We start from the raw sequence: 16,434 nt of genomic DNA, 5'->3' as shown, positions 1-16,434 counted from the left end.
GCCGGCATCTACTTGCCCTGTGTTCCGTCGGCAGGTCCGTCGTACCGTGATCCCTCGGGCCCGGATTGCTCATACCCGGGACCGTCGGGGGCTGTGACAGCACTTGCCGGCACGGCAGTCCCCCTGTGGTCCACCGCCTTCTTGGCGTTGAACTTCTTCTGCCGCGGGTCAAAGGCATCGCGCAGGCCGTCGCCGATGAAGTTGATGCTGAGGCAGATGAGCACGATAAACATGCCCGGGAACCAGAAGAGCCAGGGCCGGGTGGCGAAGGCCTGCTGGTTCTGCGAGATGAGCAGGCCCAGGGAAGTGTCCGGGGCCTTGACGCCGACGCCGAGGTAGCTCAGTGCCGTTTCGGTGAGGATGGCCGCGGACATCGTCAGGGTGACGTTCACGATCAGCACGCCGACGGCGTTGGGCAGGATGTGCTTGAAGATGATCCTGGCATTGCTGGCGCCGGAAATCCTGGCCGCATCCACGAACTCGCGTTCTCGCAGTGACAGGAATTCGCCGCGCATCAGGCGGGCCAGGCTTACCCAGCTGATCAGGCCCAGGAAGATTCCGAGGGCCAGGACGCCGTTGGTGCTGGCGAAGGAGGCGAACCAGCTCCCCTGGTCCCGGCGGCCGGCGAGCTGCGCCATGACGGCGGCTAGCAGCAGGGCCGGAATGATGATGATGACGTCAGTCACGCGCATCAGGATGGCCTCTGCCCAGCCCCTGAAGTAGCCGGAGATGGCACCGACCACCGCGCCGATCAGGCCCGCGATGAGGCCGATCACGAGCATGATGGTGATGGACTGCTGGGCGCCGCGCATGGTCATGGCGAACAGGTCCCGGCCGATCCTGTCCTGGCCAAACGGATGTTCGCCCCAGGCCAGGGGCCACAGCGAGGACGTCGGTGCGCCGTCGTTGACCAGCGGGGAGACTTGCTCGTGGGTGTACTTCCACCAGCCCGGAATGCCCAGGTAGCCCACCGAGGTGAAGGCCATGACAAAGATGAGGGCGAAGACCACGAGGCCGATGATGGCGCCGGAGTGCCCGAGGAACCGCTTGCGGACGATCTGGCCCTGGCTGAGGCCCTTTGCCTCGAGGACCGGCTCAATTCCTGCCGCGGCTGATATCCGCGAGCCGTCTTCGGCCATGATTACTTCCTGCTGACTTGGCTGGCTCATGATTTTACCCTTACGCGCGGATCCAGTGCGGAGTAGGCCAGGTCCGCAATCAGATTGAAGACCATGGCCGTGATGGCGACGCAGATGAAGACGCCCATGACCGGGTTGGGGTCGACATGAGCGATCCCGTCCAGGAAGAGGAAGCCCATGCCACGGACCGAGAAGACTGTTTCGGTGATGACTGCACCGCCGATCAGTGCTCCGATATCGAAGGCGACGATCGTGGCGATCGGGATCAGGGCGTTACGGAAGGCGTGGCGCATGACGACGGTCCGCTCGCTCAGGCCTTTGGCCCGGGCCGTGCGGATGTAGTCCATGTTCATGATTTCCAGCATCGAGGCACGGGTGAACCGCGTGTAGCTGGCCAGCGAGATGAGGATCAGGGCCAGGGTGGGCAGGATCAGGTGGGTGAAGGAGTCAAGGCTCAGGACCCAGAAGTCACCCTCAATGTTCGGTGTGCTGGCACCGATAGTGGCGATGGGCCGGCCGCGCACACGGCTGTTGTTGAAGTAGCTGGGCCAGGCCTGCATGTAACGATCCAGCAGGATCAGGAAGCCGACCAGGAAGGAGGTGATCGCCGCGGCCCGCATGGACTGCCCCCGGTCGTAGCCCCCCACCACGTAGCCGATGCCCATGCCGATCAGGACAAAGGCGACCGCCAGGATCACGATCATGAGGAACGTCGCATCGTTGAGCAGCGGCTGCAGGACGAAGTACAGCACGACGCCGACGCCGACGGAGATCAGGGCCGACTGAAGGGCCTTGCGGTTTTTCAGTCCGGCGGAGAGCAGGGTGACGGCGAAGGCGATGCCTGCACCGGCGATGCGATGGCGATGATCACGGGACCGAGGCCCGGGGTCTTGAACCATTCGGTGGCGGAGAAGTAGATCAGCACCGCGGTGACGAAGGCGAAGACGATGGCACCGGTCAGCAGCCGGCGCTTCATGGCCCCGCCCGCCGCGACCGCCGTCAGCGCGCCGGCGACGACGCCGATGCCGAGTGCCGTCGGCAGCGGAACCTCGGGGTTTCGCAGGAAGTTGTTGAACCCGATGGCGCCGAATTCCTTGAGCAGGACGGCCACCCAGAAGATCGGCAGGGAGAAGAACAGGAAGGCCATGAAGGTCACGCCGTAGTCCAGCGTGCTGTACTGCCGCAGCGCGGTGACGATGCCCAGGGTGATGCCGATCAGGATGGCAAGCACGGTGGCCCCGGTGACGAGCGTCAGGGTCTGCACGAGCGCGAAGCCGAGAGCCTCGGTGACGGGCTGGCCGGCGATGTTCTTTCCGAGGTCACACGAGTTGGCGAATGGAACGAGGCACTGGACCGCGCCGCCGAACCACTTGAAATACCGCAGCGGGGCGGGGGTGTCCAGCTGCAGGAGCTCGGTTCTCGCGTCCATGAGCTGCTGCTTCTGCGGCGAGTTGCTGGCACGGAACTCCTCCAGGGGATCGCCGGACGCCGCTGTCAGGAGATACACGAAGTAGGATGCGCCGAGAAGTATGAGGGCGGCAGTCACAAGCCGCCGGAAGATGTAGGTCACCATTGGTATAGAACCTCGGAGTTCGGGCCCGGGGATTGCCCGGGCCGGTCGCGGAGTTTGGCCGGTTCCCGCCGATGTGGCGGCGGAACCACGGCATCGCCAGGGAGGTCGCCAGAAAGGCGCCGGGACCGAAAGCTGTGGTCCCGACGCCTTTCCAGCAGTGTTACTTGCGGTCGCGGGCTACTTCTGTGCCCATTCCCAGAAGTTCCACCAAACGCCGGTCTGGTTCGGCATGTACTTCACACCGGTGATGCGGTCGCTGTATGCGTCCACGCCAACCGACTGGAAGAGCGGAAGGCCGTAGGCCGAATCCCAGATCATCTTGTCGATCTGCGTTACGAGGCCGTCCTGCTTGCTCTTGTCGGTGGTGACAATCAGTTCGTCCATCAGTTTGTCCGCTGCCGGGTCGCTGAACTTGTTGAAGTTGGAGTCGTTGCCGGTCTTGAAGATCTGCGGGACGCCGGACACGCCGACACCGGAGTTGCTCCAGCCGAAGATGGTGGCGTCGTAGGTGCCGTCACCGAGGGCCTTGCCCCAGTCGGACTTGCCGAGGCCGCCGTCAACGATCTTGAAGCCGGCCTTGGTGGCGGACTCGCTGATCAGGGAGAAAGCATCGACACGGTTGGGGTTGTCCTTGTTGTACATGATGCGGACCGTGGGGGTGGCACCGTTGAGGAGCTTCTTGGCGCCGTCGATGTCCACGCCCTGGTAGGCGGAGGATCCGTTGTTCTTCACGGAGTCGGCATAGGGGGCCTGATCCGGCACGAAGAGCTGCGAGTCAAGCGGAGCAGCCTTCGGGTCGAGCTTCTTGACGATCTTGTCGACGATGTCCGCGCGCGGGACGGCCTTCATGAACGCCTCACGGACGTTCTTGTCGGCAAAGGGGCCCGAGTAGTTCAGGTCGATGTGGTCGTACGCGAGCTGGTTGCCGACGTCGACCGTCACGCCCTGGCTCTCAAGCGCCTTGAGCTGCTCCACGGTGTCAGCGGACGCCTGCGGGGCGATGATGTCGGCTTCGCCGTTCTTGAGGGCCTGGACCTGGGCGGGGGCCTCACCGATGTAACGGACGGTGATTTCGTCCAGGTTGGGTGTCGGGCCCCAGTTGTAGTCCTGGTTCTTGACCATGGTCAGGGACTGGTCCTGGTTGACGCTCTTGACGATGAACGGGCCGTTGGAGAGGTAGAGGCTCGGATCGGCCGGCAGGGTCTTGGTGTCAAAGCCGGTGTTCCACAGGTCTGCCATGGCCTTGAGCTGAGCGTTCGCCGGCTTGGGGGCCTTGGCGTCGCCGCGGGGAGTGCCCTTGAGGAGGTCGACGAATGCCTTGGCGTCGGCCAGGCCCGCCTTCTTGGCGAGGACGTGGGCCGGGATGTCGACGCCGGGGCCGCCGAGGGCGATTTCCCAGTCGGCGAAGGGCTTGGAGTACTTCAGCGTCATGGACTTGCCGTCGTCGCTGAGCTCCGGGAAGTCGGTAAGCGCCAGGCCGGTGGGGTCACCGGCGTAGGAGAAGTAGGACGTTCCGGTCTTGGCGTCCGCATTGGCGTCGTTGTAGTAGCCGGAGAAGGCGGCCCACTGCAGCAGGAGGTCGGCCGAGGTCACAGGCGTGCCGTCTGACCACTTCACGCCGTCATTGATGGTGTACTTGACCGTCAGGGGGTCGTCCGAGACCTTTTCCATCTTGCCGAACTTCTCATTGCGGACGACGTTGAGCTTGTTGTCGATGTAGAAGAACCCTGAGTGCGTGGCGTAGCTGATCTTTGAGTTGATGTCAGTGTTTCCGTCAGCCGTGTTCGGGTTGAACGTGTTGAACGCGTTGACCTCGACTACGGTTGCCGATCCGCCTTGCTTGCCTGCTGCGGCCGCAGTTGACGGGGTTGTCCCGCCGCTGTTGCCTGCGCAGGCGCTGAGGGCGATGGCAGCTACTGCCGCCACGCCCACTGCTTTGGAAATACGACCCAAGCGCATTCCGCCTCCTTGTTTCTGTGGTGTGGGTGAGACCGGCGCCTACAGCGCCGGACAGACGTCCACACTCCCCCAGCGGCAGTGTGGGCCGTCTCACATGGCATGAAGCGTAAACCCCAAATGCGGCCAAGAGCCACCAAAGTTGACTCACTGTAAAGTTCGTTACCGAGCTGCAACATTGGACAGGCTCAGCAGGGCCATCGTTCCACAGAAACATTGACGGCCGGGATGGAAAAGATTAATAGATCCGGACACAGGAAAAGCCCCGATCCGAAAATCGGGGCCTTCCAGTTAATCCGTCTTTACTTGGCAGAATTACCGCACTGCCGGGCGGAGGACATCAGACGTTGAAGCGGAATTCGACCACGTTCCGTAGCCGACTAACCTCTGCTCAACTGTCGTATGCGAGAGCTGCCCTAGATGCGGGGTGCCGTTTCGATGTGAGATGCGGACCTCAACTTTTCGGGCCGTGAATGGCGTAGGTGGTTAGAGGCCATTGTACTCGTCGTCTGTGATGTGTTCGCCCCAGGTGGTGGTCTTGGCCGGGTCCTCGCCGTCTTGCAGCATGGCGATGTGTTCCATGAAGGAGCCGGGGGCGGTGGCGTGCCAATGCTCCTCCCCCGGGCGGGGTGTAAGGCGTCTGGTCGGGATGGACTTCGATGATTCTTCCGTCCCGGGTACCGAAACGTCCTACGCCTTGGGTGACGCGCAAGTACTGGCCGTGCTAGTGGGAGTGCCAGGCCGTCCGCGCGCCGGGAGCGAAGCGGACGGTTGCGACGACCATAGTCTGGTTGCTCTCGTGGGGAAGAGCGATCGGATCCAGCCACACGTCGCCAGCGGTGAGGATCCGCAGGCCCGTTCTGATCTCGTCCCCGGCCCGTAGAGCTTGGAGGTCTTTGCGCATCCGGGCCTGGTCGGCGATGACGGCTGCGTCTTTCGCGTCTGTTTTGCCCTCTCCGCGGTAGAGCTTGGAGGCGTGGTGCACGATCCGGCCGGGGATGTAGAGGATGGTCTGGCCGTGGGCGACGAGGATGGCGATCAGAAGCGCGGGTCCGCCGTGGTTCAGGTCGGTCGCCCAGATGACGTCGTAGCCTTCGGCGAGTTTCAGTACGGTGGCGATGAGTTCGAGCAGGGCGGGTTCGTCGTTGGGGATTTTCTGCGAGAGCAGCCGGTTTCCGTCCGCGTCGATCACGACGCAGCGATTATGGGCTTTGTGGCTGATCCCTGCAGGCAAAGCTCCTCGCACCTACATAGCGGCCCAAAGGGCCAGAATGCAGCGACGCGGCCGCATACATATTGAACAGATCGATGACGACATTCTTCATGGACACGTCCAATGGGTACCCGAGTGTGACTCCAGGTCCGCTGTCCCGCTGCCGGAGTACCCGCCGGACTACGTGCCAATCCCGCTTCCGCCCCGGCCGACTCCGTCGCCAACTGCAACGCCCACGCCGGCAGACACCGTGACTTCGAGCCCGTCCGGGACGGCCGTCCCTTCCCCAACCGACTCACCGGCGGCCATGTCCATTCCTGCCCCTTGAGAAAAGCGGAGGGCGTTCTCACGCGGGAACCGGCCAGCTCGAGAAACTCTGGAAGGGCTTCGGGATCTTCGGGCGCGTTCACAGGAAGACGCTGAGACGGTGCGGTCAGCGCGGCAAGCCACCTGTAGGGTCGGATCATGATCCAGACTGTCGCCGTGCCGACCTTGTCGTCGTATCACTGGCTTGGCATCCCGATCGCCCTCGCCGGAGCGATCCTGCTGGCCCTCGGCACCCTCTTCCAACACAAAGCCGTAGACGAGCAGGGGCCCGCACCGGGGCGCGCAGCCGGGAGCATGGGCGGGGGCCGGTTGCAAGCCCTCCTGGGCAAACCGGCCTGGCTCGCCGGCACAGCCATGCTGGGAGCGGCAATCCTCCTGCAGCTCACGAGCCTGAGATTCTCACCCCTGATCGTTGTGCAGCCCATCGGGGCGGTCGCCCTTGTGGTCACCACCCTGGCTACCGCCAGAACGACCCGGAGGTCCCCGGGCCGCCGCGCGCTCACATCCGTGGCCCTGTGCATTGCCGGTGTGGGGGTGTTCGTTGCAGTCGCTGCAGTTTCCGCGCGGGATGTTGAAATCAACGACCGGCACCTCATCACTATTCTGATACTGCTCGGCGCTGTCCTCGCCGCGCTCGGGACGGGTTTCGGTCTCTGGCGCCACCGCTGGGGCGCCGTCGTGTTCACGGCCGGAGCCGGGATCCTCTTCGGGTTTGTCGCGGCCCTGGCCAAAACCGTCATTGCCCGGCTCTTCCAGGGCGACTTCGAATGGCTGTCCCTGACCTGTCTGGCAGGGCTAATCATCGCCGCCCTGTTCGGGACATTCCTGGTCCAAAACGCCCACACCCGAGGGACATCCGAACTCGTCGTCGCAGGCCTGACAGTAATCGATCCGCTCGTCGCCGTCACCCTGGGCATTGCCGTCCTCGGTGAGGCCGACACAGCCCCGGCAGAAGCATTCATCGCATTCCTGCTTGCCGGCGCCACAGCCGTCGCCGGAGTCCTCCTGCTGGCCACTGTCAAAAAAGCACCGGCCAGCGCTACGGCCAAATAGCCCGGACCCGGCACAACTGTTTCAGAGTGGAGACTTTGATGCCTCTGGCCGGGCAGATCAGTGCGGTGTCTGCCACGGTCGGAGCCGGACCCACCTTGTGCGTTTCGCCGTCGGGCGTGAACGGAACCCTAAGGTAATGGCAACCGGGCATGGCCGCCGCGCGCTTTGCGGCCTCCTAATAGTGTCGTCCCATGCCGGATCGCACACTCCTGAGATGCAGCAGTGAACTCGGTCTCTCGACCGCCGAGGGGGCCGAGGTCTCGCCAGACGTTAGAGCGCCAGTCTAAATTCCACCACGTTACGTAGCCGAGAACCATCACGTCAGGTGGATGTCGGCGCATACCTTGCGAGCAGGCATCCACCTCGGTATCTCCGCCCGCTCCGTCACTGCCCAAGCGCCGGGGCGTCCATTAGATGCGGGAACGCATGCGCCATCTCCAGCGCCGCAAGGGTCACCGCTGGGTTCTCGCTGATCGGCCGGCCGAGTAGCTCGGCGGCTCGTTTGACCCTGTACGCCACGGTGTTCGTGGCCAAATGCAAGGCTTGGGCTGCGGCGAGGCGGCTGCTGCCAGCCAGCAGGAAGTGGCGTAGCGTGTCGCGGACGTCGGTTAGTTTTTGATCTGTGCCCAGCAGGCCACCGAGCTGGACCTGCACGAATCTTGCGGCCCCCTGCGGGTCGGCAATGAGCAGGGCCAGCATGCCGGCGTCGTCGTAGTCCCAGAATTTCTGCCGCGGCGAAAGCCGTGCGACCCGCGCGGCCTGTTGTGCCTCAAAGTGGCTGTCCCGAAGACCGGCTAGCCCGGAGCCGGGCCGTCCGGCTGCGAGGTGGATCCAATCGGCACGTGGTACAGCACGAAGCACATTCGCCACTGAGGGATGCGGGCGTGTGTTGAACCCCCACCAGAAGAGCGTCGTGCCTTGGTACTCGACGGTCAGGAAGCCGGCGGCGCCGAGCGCCTGCGCCGCGTCGGTGCCGAATCGCTGGCGCGCCGCCTCACGGTCCGGGATGTGCCCGCTGGTGGCGGGCCAGGCCAAGGCGACCAGATGGTGCCTGCCGAGCCGGATGCCGAGAATGCGTTCGGCGTCCGCGCCGGGCTCTTCGCCGTCGAGGATTGCCGTGAGAACCCTCAGCCGTTCGGCTGGAAGCCTGCCATGCCACAGGGAGAGTTCGTCTTCGTAGCCGTGCATGAGGTCGCTGACGTAGGAGTTCACGTAAGAAAAAAGGGCTGCGTTGAGCTCCCGCACTTCAGCGACCATGCGGTCCGCTGGGACTTCGTGCTCGATGACGGCCAGCAGCGCATCCTGGACCCGGGTGTGGCAGGCCCAGACGGTGCGCAGCACGGACCCGATCGGGACGCCTTGCCGCACGGACAAACGCACATTTTCCTGAGCGCCGCGCGGAGCCACGATGTCAGCTGCCGCGGTGCCGCGGTGCAAACCGATCAAGGTTGTGAGGAGGGACGCTTCACAGCCCTCGCGCTCGGTACCGGTCATCATGCCGGGTGTCCCGGCGAGCCTGAAGTCCTCATCCACTTGGCGGACTATCTCCGCGGCAGCCTCGACGGCCCATGCCGTGGCTGGCGCGCCAATTTCCGTCTCGGCGCTGGCAATGATCTCCGGATCCGACGCCGGGCCATCCACCGCACCATCCCCTGTCGGGCGGAGACTTTCCATCCATTGCATCACTGTCACAAACCACCCTTGGTCTTGCCCACCGGAAGCCAAGTATAGGGATCCGTCGGGACGTCTTTGCTCCCAGGCGCCATACAAAGCGACTTTTCTTGCCGTCCGGCACCAAGAGCCAACCCTGTGTGCCACACCACACTTGAAGCAACCGGTGTTCGGAGTTGAACACCCGTCAAGCAACGGAGCGTGACACAGCACATGACAACATCCACCGAACTCAAATCTTCGCCGTCGGTCCTGACCCAGGCCATCGCCCGCATGACCGACGTCCTCGGCGCCGACGCCGTCCTGCTGGATGAGAGACAGGTCAAGGAGTTCCACGACCCCTACGAAGGCGCAGACGCCGGGGACTACCAGCCCTCCTTCGTGGTCCAGCCCTCCACCGTTGAGGAAATCCAGGCTGTGGTCCGGATTGCCAATGAACTGCAGATCCAGCTCTGGACCTCCTCCACCGGACGCAACTACGGCTACGGCGGCTCCGCGCCGGTGGTCAACGGCTCCGTGGTCCTGAGCCTGCGCCGGATGAACAAGATCCTGGAAATCAACGAAGCTGCCGGCTACGCCCTGCTCGAGCCCGGCGTGAGCTTCTTCGACCTCTACAACGAGATCAAGGCCCGCGGGCTGAAGCTCTGGATTTCCGTCCCGGACCTCGGTTGGGGAAGCATCGTCGGAAACACCCTCGACCACGGCTACGGCTACACCGTCAACGGCGACCACGCCAGCGCCGTCTGCGGCATGGAAGTGGTCCTCGCCTCCGGCGAAGTGGTCCGCACCGGCCTGGGCGCAATCAGCAATAGCCCCATGTGGCAGCGGCACAAACGCGGCTTCGGCCCCTCCCTGGACAGCCTGTTCATGCAGTCCAACTTCGGCATCGTGTCCAAAATGGGTGTCTGGCTCATGCCCGAACCGGAGGTATTCACCACCGGGGCAATCATCTGCCACAACGACGAGGACATCGCCCCGCTCATCGACGCGCTCCGCCCCCTCGTGCTGGATGGCACCATCCAGGGCCTGCCGCTGATCACAAGCTCACCGGAACCAGCGGACGGCCGGGCCAACCCGATGGAGGACACTGCCGGCATGTCGAAGGCGGCCAAGCTGTCCGCGACGCTGCCGCCGGGACGCTGGCACGCCCGCATTGCCTTCTACGGCCACGAAGCCATCGTGGAGGCGCGACGCCGCATTGTTACCGACGCCGTGGCCCACCTGCCCGGAGTCACCGTCGACCTACGCTCCTACCGCGGCGACGTCAGTCCCGAGGATGTTCACCCCCTGGACCTGGTCCCGGCCGGCATTCCCAACATGTTCCTGCTGGACATGATGAGGAAGCACATGGGCGAAAACGTGGGCCACATCGACTTCTCGCCCGCGATCCCGTTCGACGGCGAATCCGCCGCCAAACACGAGCTCATGGTCCGGACCATCCTCGAAGAAGCCGGACTGGTCGCGGGCTTCGGTTGGATCGCCAACACCCGCAGCCTCGTGGGCGCCTGCATGGTCTTCTTCGACGTGAACAACCCCGCCGAAGCGGCAGCCGCACACGCCGCCGTCGAACTCATGTGTCAAAAGGCTGCCGAATGGGGCTGGAGCGAATACCGCGCCCACCCCTCACTGATCGGGCACGTGGCAAAGAACTTCGACTTCAACGACCACGCCCTGAACCGCCTCTACACCTCCCTCAAGGACGCGCTGGATCCCGCCGGAACGCTCTCACCGGGCAACCACGGCATCTGGCCCTCCCCGGCCAAGAAATCCTAGAACTCCACCACCGAAAGGCACCACCATGTGGGAGACAGACAACAAATTCCTCAACGGCCCCTTCACCCCCTGGCACGAGGAAACCGACGCCTTCGACCTCGAAGTCATCGGCAAGATACCCGAAGACCTCGACGGAGCCCTGTTCCGAACCGGCTCCAACCCCAAGTTCAAGCCCCGCAACACAGACCGCTACCACTGGTTCGAAGGTGACGGCATGGTCTACGCAACATATCTCCGCGACGGCAAGGCCGCATACCGCAATAAATGGGTCATGACCGATGCGCTGAAGGTCGAGATGGAGGCGGGAGAAGCTATCTACTCCGGTTTCGTCAACGGCGGCACGGCCCCGTCACTTCCAGCCGGCGCCCCGCCCATGAAAAACGTTCCCAACACCAACGTCGGCGTCCTCGCCGACCGGCTGCTCGTCTTCTTCGAGGGCGGACTGCCGCACCAGATGAACCCGCAGTCCCTGGAAACGTACGGAACATATGACTTCAACGGCGATGTCCCATTCACCTGCACGGCCCACTACAAGCTCGACCCGGACACCGGGAACATGCTCTTCTACTCCTACATGGGGAACAACATCACCTGGTACGAGGCAGACCGGCACGGAAAGGTCCTCGACACCTTCGCCTTCAGCACCAGCGCCCCGTCGATGTTCCATGACTTCGCCGTGAGCAAGAACTACGCGATCTTCTTTGTAACCCCGGGGCTGTTCCTGGCACCCAATATCGGCCAGGGCAAGCCGGGCCTGGTGTGGGACCCCGCGGCCACGAACAACGGCGTCGAGATCGTGACCATGCACCGGACGACCCATGAAGTGCGTACCTACCGGGTCGACGAGACGTTCTTCCCGACCCACTTCTTCAATGCCTACGAGCGAGGCAACGAAATCGTCATTGAGGCTCCGCGCATCAAGGAGCGCTTTGGCACGCCGGCGGACCGCATCACCCGCCCTGTCGACTCCCACGAGTGGTTCATGAACGCAATTCCCTGGCGCTGGACCGTCAACACCGACACCGGACGCGTCACTAACCAGGCCACCAGCCACATCGCGGGTGAATTCCCGGCCATCAACCCGAACAAGGTCGGTCTGGAACACAAGTTCGGCTACTTCGCCACCACTCGTGGCCGGGATGCCGACACCATGAGCGACGGCCTGGCCAAGACGGACCTCACTAAGGAAACGGTCACGGTGATCGAGGGGCTGGATGACCTGACCAACCCCTCAGAACCGATCTTCGTCCCACGGACCGGGGCCGTGAACGAGGACGACGGCTACCTGCTCTCCATCTGGTGGAACCGCCAGACCGAGCTGAGCGAACTGTGCATCTATGACACAGCAGAATTCGGGCGTACCCCGCTCGCCCGGGTGAAGCTGCCCGGCCGCGTACCCTTCGGCTTCCACGGCAGCTGGTCAGACCGCGAGCAGATCGAAGACTCCCTCCGGGTCCTCGCCAGCGAACATGCCAACTAGTCCAGCCGCACGTCCCGCACATCTGAACAGGAGCGACACCCCATGACCACCTCCACCATCAAAGCACCGGCGAGATTCGCCGGGCAGGACACCACCCTCCAGTACATCGCCGGACAATGGCGTGAGGGTCGGTCCGTGAAGACACTCACCGTGACGAACCCTTATGACGACAGCGTAGTGACCACCATCCGCCAGGCCTCCGTCAACGACGTCGACGAGGCGTACCGCGCCGCCGAAGCAGCTCAGACCGGGTGGGCCGCCATGCCGCCGGCCGAACGCCAGAAGGTGATGCGCCGTGCAGCGCAGATCCTCGAGGAGCGACGCGAAGAGATAGTTGACTGGCTGGTACGCGAGTCAGGTTCCACCCTGCTGAAGGCCAACATCGAGGTCTCACTCGCCGTCGGCATCACCCAGGAAGCGGCCTCGTTTCCCACCCGCGTCCACGGCAGGATCTTCGACTCCAACACCCCCAACCGGGAGATGCGCGTTTACCGCAAACCGATCGGTGTGGTGGGCGTCATCAGCCCCTGGAACTTCCCCCTGCACCTGTCACAGCGGTCCGTCGCACCGGCCCTGGCCTTGGGGAACGCCGTGGTCCTCAAACCGGCCAGCGACACTCCTGTTACCGGCGCGCTCATCCTGGCACGGATTTTCGAGGAAGCAGGTCTGCCGGCCGGAGTCCTCTCCACTGTTATCGGCGCCGGATCGGATATCGGCGACGACTTCGTGGCCCACCCTATCCCAGGTCTGATTTCCTTCACCGGCTCAACCCCCGTGGGACAGAACGTAGGCACCGTCGCCACCAGCGGCAAACACCTAAAGAGGGTAGCCCTGGAGCTGGGCGGCAACGCCCCACTGGTGGTACTCGACGACGCCAACCTCGAAGCAGCCGTAGCCGCCGCCGTCCCTGGTGCTTTCCTGCACTCAGGCCAGATCTGCATGTCCGTCAACCGGATCATCGTCGAAGCCCCGGTCTACGACGAGTTCGTCACCCACTTCGCCGAGGCTGCCGCGTCGGTTGTATACGGCGACCCCGCCGCCGAAGGCACCCTGGTAGGCCCTGTGGTCAACGACTCCCAGCTTGCAGGACTCAAGCAGAAAATCGTCTGGGCCCGGGAGGCCGGCGCCCGCACCGTCGTCGAAGGCGAGATCAACGGTAGGGTCGTGCCCCCACACGTCTTCGCCGACGTCACGGCCGAGATGGAGATCGCACGCGAGGAGATCTTCGGTCCCATGGTCGCCATTCTGCGAGCCGAGGACGAGACTCACGCCCTTCAGCTCGCCAACGATCACGTCTTCGGCCTCTCCAGCGCGGTCTTTACCCAGAACCTCGACCGCGGTCTGCAGTTCGCCCACAAGATCAAAGCCGGTATGACATTCATCAACGAGATGACAATCCAGGATGAAGCGCATGTGGCATTCGGCGGCCAACGCAATTCCGGGTTGGGTCGTTTCAACGGCGACTGGGCCATTGAGGAGTTCACCACCGACCACACAATCGGCGTCACCCGCCTCTAAACCAAGCGGGCACATACGAAAGTAGCCTGCCGGGACAAGCATGTCCGGGCAGGCTACTTTCGTGCTGCGCAGCCGTCGGTGAGGGGTACTGAATCAATTGGACATATTCAGGCAGGCGCCACCACCGGGTCAGGAACTATACATTAAATCTAAATTCGACCACGTCGCCGTCGGCCATGATGTATTCCTTGCCTTCGATCCGGACCTTGCCGCGGGCCTTCGCCTCGGCCATGGAGCCGGCCTCGATCAGGTCATCGAAGGAGACGACCTCGGCCTTGATGAAACCGCGCTGGAAATCGGAGTGGATCACGCCGGCCGCCTGCGGGGCGGTGTCGCCCTGCCGGATGGTCCAGGCGCGGGTTTCCTTCGGACCGGCCGTGAGGTAGGTCTGCAGCCCGAGGGTGTGGAAGCCTACACGGGCCAACTGGTCCAGCCCGGACTCATCCTGACCGTTCATTTCCAGCATCTCGCGGGCTTCTGCCTCGTCGAGCTCCACGAGATCGGACTCGAGCTTGGCGTCCAGGAAGATGGCGTCCGCCGGGGCCACAAGCGCGCGCAGTTCGGCCTGCTTCTCCGGGCTGCCCAGAATCCCCTCGTCAGCGTTGAAGACGTAGATGAAGGGCTTGGCGGTCAGGAGGCCGAGCTCCTTGAGGTGCTCCATCTCCAGCTTGTCGCTCTTGATCGAGGAGAAGATGGTGTCGCCGCGTTCCAGGACGGCCTGGGCCGCCAGGATGGCTGCCAGTTCGGCCGCCTCGCGCTTTTTGATCTTGACTTCTTTTTCGATCCTCGGGATGGCCTTTTCGATGGTCTGCAGATCGGCCAGGATCAGCTCAGTGTTGATCGTCTCCATGTCGGAGCGGGGATCGACCTTGCCGTCGACGTGGATGACGTCCGGGTCGTCGAACACGCGGACGACCTGCGCGATGGCCTCGGCCTCGCGGATGTTGGCGAGGAACTGGTTGCCCAGTCCTTCACCCTCCGATGCGCCCTTGACGATGCCGGCGATGTCCACGAAGGACACGGCGGCAGGCAGCAGGCGCTGGGAGCCGAAGATGCCGGCCAGCTTTTCAAGCCGGGCATCCGGCAGGTTCACGACGCCGATGTTCGGCTCGATCGTGGCGAACGGGTAGTTCGCCGCGAGGACCTGGTTGCGGGTCAGTGCGTTGAAAAGGGTTGATTTGCCGACGTTGGGCAGTCCGACGATGCCAATAGTAAGAGCCACGAGCATATATTCTACCCGCCCAGGCTGGGGATCGCCGTGGCGGGTCCGGCAGGGGGTCAGGGCGGCCGGGCCGAAACCGGCAGGAGCGCAGTTCCGGGACGTTTCCGGGCGCCTTCCGGGCACCTGCCGGGCACCTGCCGGGTGCCTTCCTGGCGTCGTACGGGCGGTCTTACGGGCCCGTTCGGGGCGTCATCCGGGCGTCGGCGCCAAAAACTGTCACAGGGGCGTGCAACAGTGAAGTCATGGATGCTTTTGCACTGATTCTTGCCCTGCTCATGCTGCTCACGGGCGCCGTTGCCGGCGCCGCCGTCGTTTTCGTTCTGCTCCGCCGGCGCTACCTCGCCGTGGAACAGGACTTCGACGGCGTATCGGCCCGGCTTTCGGAGGTCAGCGCGCAGTTCGCCGCCGCCGACGCCGAGCGGCGCCTTCTCGCGGCCCAGAACCGGGAGCTGGGCGAGTCCCGGAACCAGGACGGAAGTGTGCTCCGGGCGCTGGCACCGGTGGCGGAAAAACTGACGGCCGTGCAGCAGCAGGTCTCCCTGCTGGAACGCGACCGGCTGGAGCAGTACGGCCAGCTCGCCCAGCAGCTGCAGGAGGCCCGCCTGTCTGATGAGCAGCTCTTGCGGTCCACGCATGCGCTCGAGTCGGCCCTGCGGTCCAACAGCGCACGCGGCCAGTGGGGCGAGGTTCAGCTGCGTCGGGTGGTCGAGGCAGCAGGGATGCTGCGCCACGTGGACTTCCACGAACAGGTCCACAGCGGGCAGGCCCATAGCGCCGGGACGGACGGCAGCCTCCGGCCCGACCTCGTCGTGCAGCTGCCAGGAGATAAGCAGCTCGTCGTCGACGCGAAGGTACCCCTCGCGTCCTATCTCGCCGCCCAGGAGCTGGGCGCGGCGCCCGCGGGCCCGCAGGCCGCCCAGCCGTCCGGCAGCCAGCAGGCGCACCTCGCTGCCCACGCAAAGGCCCTCAAGGCCCACGTCGACGCGCTGGGCAGCAAGAAGTACTGGGACATCCCCGGCAACTCCCCGGAGCTGGTGATCTGCTTCCTTCCGGCAGAGTCCATTCTGGCCGCCGCCCTTTCGGCGGATCCGGCGCTGCTGGACTATGCATTGTCGAAGAACGTGGTCCTGGCCTCGCCCGGGAGCCTGCTGGCTGTGCTGAAGGCCGTGGCGTTCACGTGGCGGCAGGACGTATTGACGGACAGCGCCCGGGAACTCTTCGAGCTCGCCCGGCAGCTCTACGACCGCATGGGCACACTCGGCGAGAACGTCACCAAGCTGGGGTCCTCGCTGAAGACCTCGGTGGAGCGGTACAACTCCATGGTCGGGACCCTCGAAGCCCGGGTCCTGCCCACCGCCAGGAAGCTGAACTCCCTCGAAGCCACCGGCTTGGTCACTCCCCCGGCCGTCGAGGTCACGCCGCGGGCGGTCGCAGCACCCGAGCTGCAGCCCCGTGACGAGTCGGAAGAGTCCGCGGCCTGAGCCGGGCCGGGTTCCGGGCCCGGGTTCT

At 64.3% G+C, this 16,434-nt stretch carries 9 protein-coding genes and 3 pseudogenes; 5 read left to right on the top strand and 7 right to left on the bottom strand.

Annotation, left to right across the window (positions count from 1 at the left end; translation table 11 throughout):
* Positions 1 to 8 precede the first annotated feature (8 nt).
* From ACVWYS_RS04460 to ACVWYS_RS04440, 5 genes and pseudogenes are all read right to left on the bottom strand, one after another.
* The gene (locus ACVWYS_RS04460) at positions 9 to 1,139 is read right to left on the bottom strand and encodes an ABC transporter permease (protein ID WP_456509132.1); all 1,131 of its coding nucleotides are present in this window, start codon (positions 1,137 to 1,139) and stop codon (positions 9 to 11) included.
* A gap of 26 nt (positions 1,140 to 1,165) precedes the next feature.
* A pseudogene (locus tag ACVWYS_RS04455) lies at positions 1,166 to 2,712 on the bottom strand (ABC transporter permease).
* Positions 2,713 to 2,889: 177 nt separating this feature from the next.
* Positions 2,890 to 4,671 carry an ABC transporter family substrate-binding protein gene (locus tag ACVWYS_RS04450; RefSeq protein WP_116767310.1) on the bottom strand — a complete coding sequence of 594 codons (1,782 nt, stop codon included), beginning with the start codon at positions 4,669 to 4,671 and terminating at the stop codon, positions 2,890 to 2,892.
* 483 nt (positions 4,672 to 5,154) lie between these two features.
* A pseudogene (locus ACVWYS_RS04445) lies at positions 5,155 to 5,521 on the bottom strand (cupin domain-containing protein).
* Positions 5,504 to 5,914 (bottom strand): annotated as a pseudogene (locus ACVWYS_RS04440) (IS110 family transposase); the annotation flags it as partial. The pseudogenes ACVWYS_RS04445 and ACVWYS_RS04440, both read right to left, overlap by 18 nt.
* 432 nt (positions 5,915 to 6,346) lie before the next feature.
* Between ACVWYS_RS04440 and ACVWYS_RS04435 the strand changes: the two are divergent.
* On the top strand, positions 6,347 to 7,261 hold the full coding sequence (locus tag ACVWYS_RS04435; protein ID WP_456508521.1) for a DMT family transporter: 915 nt from the start codon (positions 6,347 to 6,349) through the stop codon (positions 7,259 to 7,261).
* Between the two features lie 384 nt (positions 7,262 to 7,645).
* Here ACVWYS_RS04435 and ACVWYS_RS04430 read toward each other — a convergent pair whose 3' ends face one another.
* Entirely contained in the window at positions 7,646 to 8,935 is a 1,290-nt protein-coding gene (locus ACVWYS_RS04430) for a PucR family transcriptional regulator (RefSeq protein WP_344362607.1), read from the bottom strand.
* Positions 8,936 to 9,133: 198 nt separating this feature from the next.
* Between ACVWYS_RS04430 and ACVWYS_RS04425 the strand changes: the two genes are divergently transcribed.
* The 3 genes from ACVWYS_RS04425 to ACVWYS_RS04415 are packed head-to-tail and all read left to right on the top strand — an operon-like array spanning position 9,134 to position 13,703.
* A complete protein-coding gene (locus ACVWYS_RS04425; protein ID WP_456509397.1) occupies positions 9,134 to 10,705 on the top strand; it encodes an FAD-binding oxidoreductase in 1,572 nt (523 codons plus the stop codon).
* 25 nt (positions 10,706 to 10,730) lie between these two features.
* Positions 10,731 to 12,185, top strand: a complete 1,455-nt coding sequence (locus ACVWYS_RS04420; RefSeq protein ID WP_344362603.1) for a carotenoid oxygenase family protein — start codon at positions 10,731 to 10,733, stop codon at positions 12,183 to 12,185.
* 42 nt (positions 12,186 to 12,227) lie between these two features.
* On the top strand, positions 12,228 to 13,703 hold the full coding sequence (locus ACVWYS_RS04415) for an aldehyde dehydrogenase family protein (protein WP_456508519.1): 1,476 nt from the start codon (positions 12,228 to 12,230) through the stop codon (positions 13,701 to 13,703).
* Between the two features lie 136 nt (positions 13,704 to 13,839).
* Here ACVWYS_RS04415 and ychF read toward each other — a convergent pair whose 3' ends face one another.
* On the bottom strand, positions 13,840 to 14,925 hold the full coding sequence (ychF, locus tag ACVWYS_RS04410; protein WP_091249401.1) for a redox-regulated ATPase YchF: 1,086 nt from the start codon (positions 14,923 to 14,925) through the stop codon (positions 13,840 to 13,842).
* Positions 14,926 to 15,167: 242 nt separating this feature from the next.
* On the opposite strand from ychF, the gene ACVWYS_RS04405 reads away from it, so the two are divergent.
* Positions 15,168 to 16,406 (top strand): DNA recombination protein RmuC, encoded by a 1,239-nt coding sequence (locus tag ACVWYS_RS04405; protein ID WP_456508518.1) that lies wholly within the window; start codon positions 15,168 to 15,170, stop codon positions 16,404 to 16,406.
* Positions 16,407 to 16,434: the final 28 nt, after the last annotated feature.

This window comes from Arthrobacter sp. TE12231, assembly GCF_054062895.1.
This window is presented reverse-complemented; position numbering and strand designations above follow the sequence as displayed.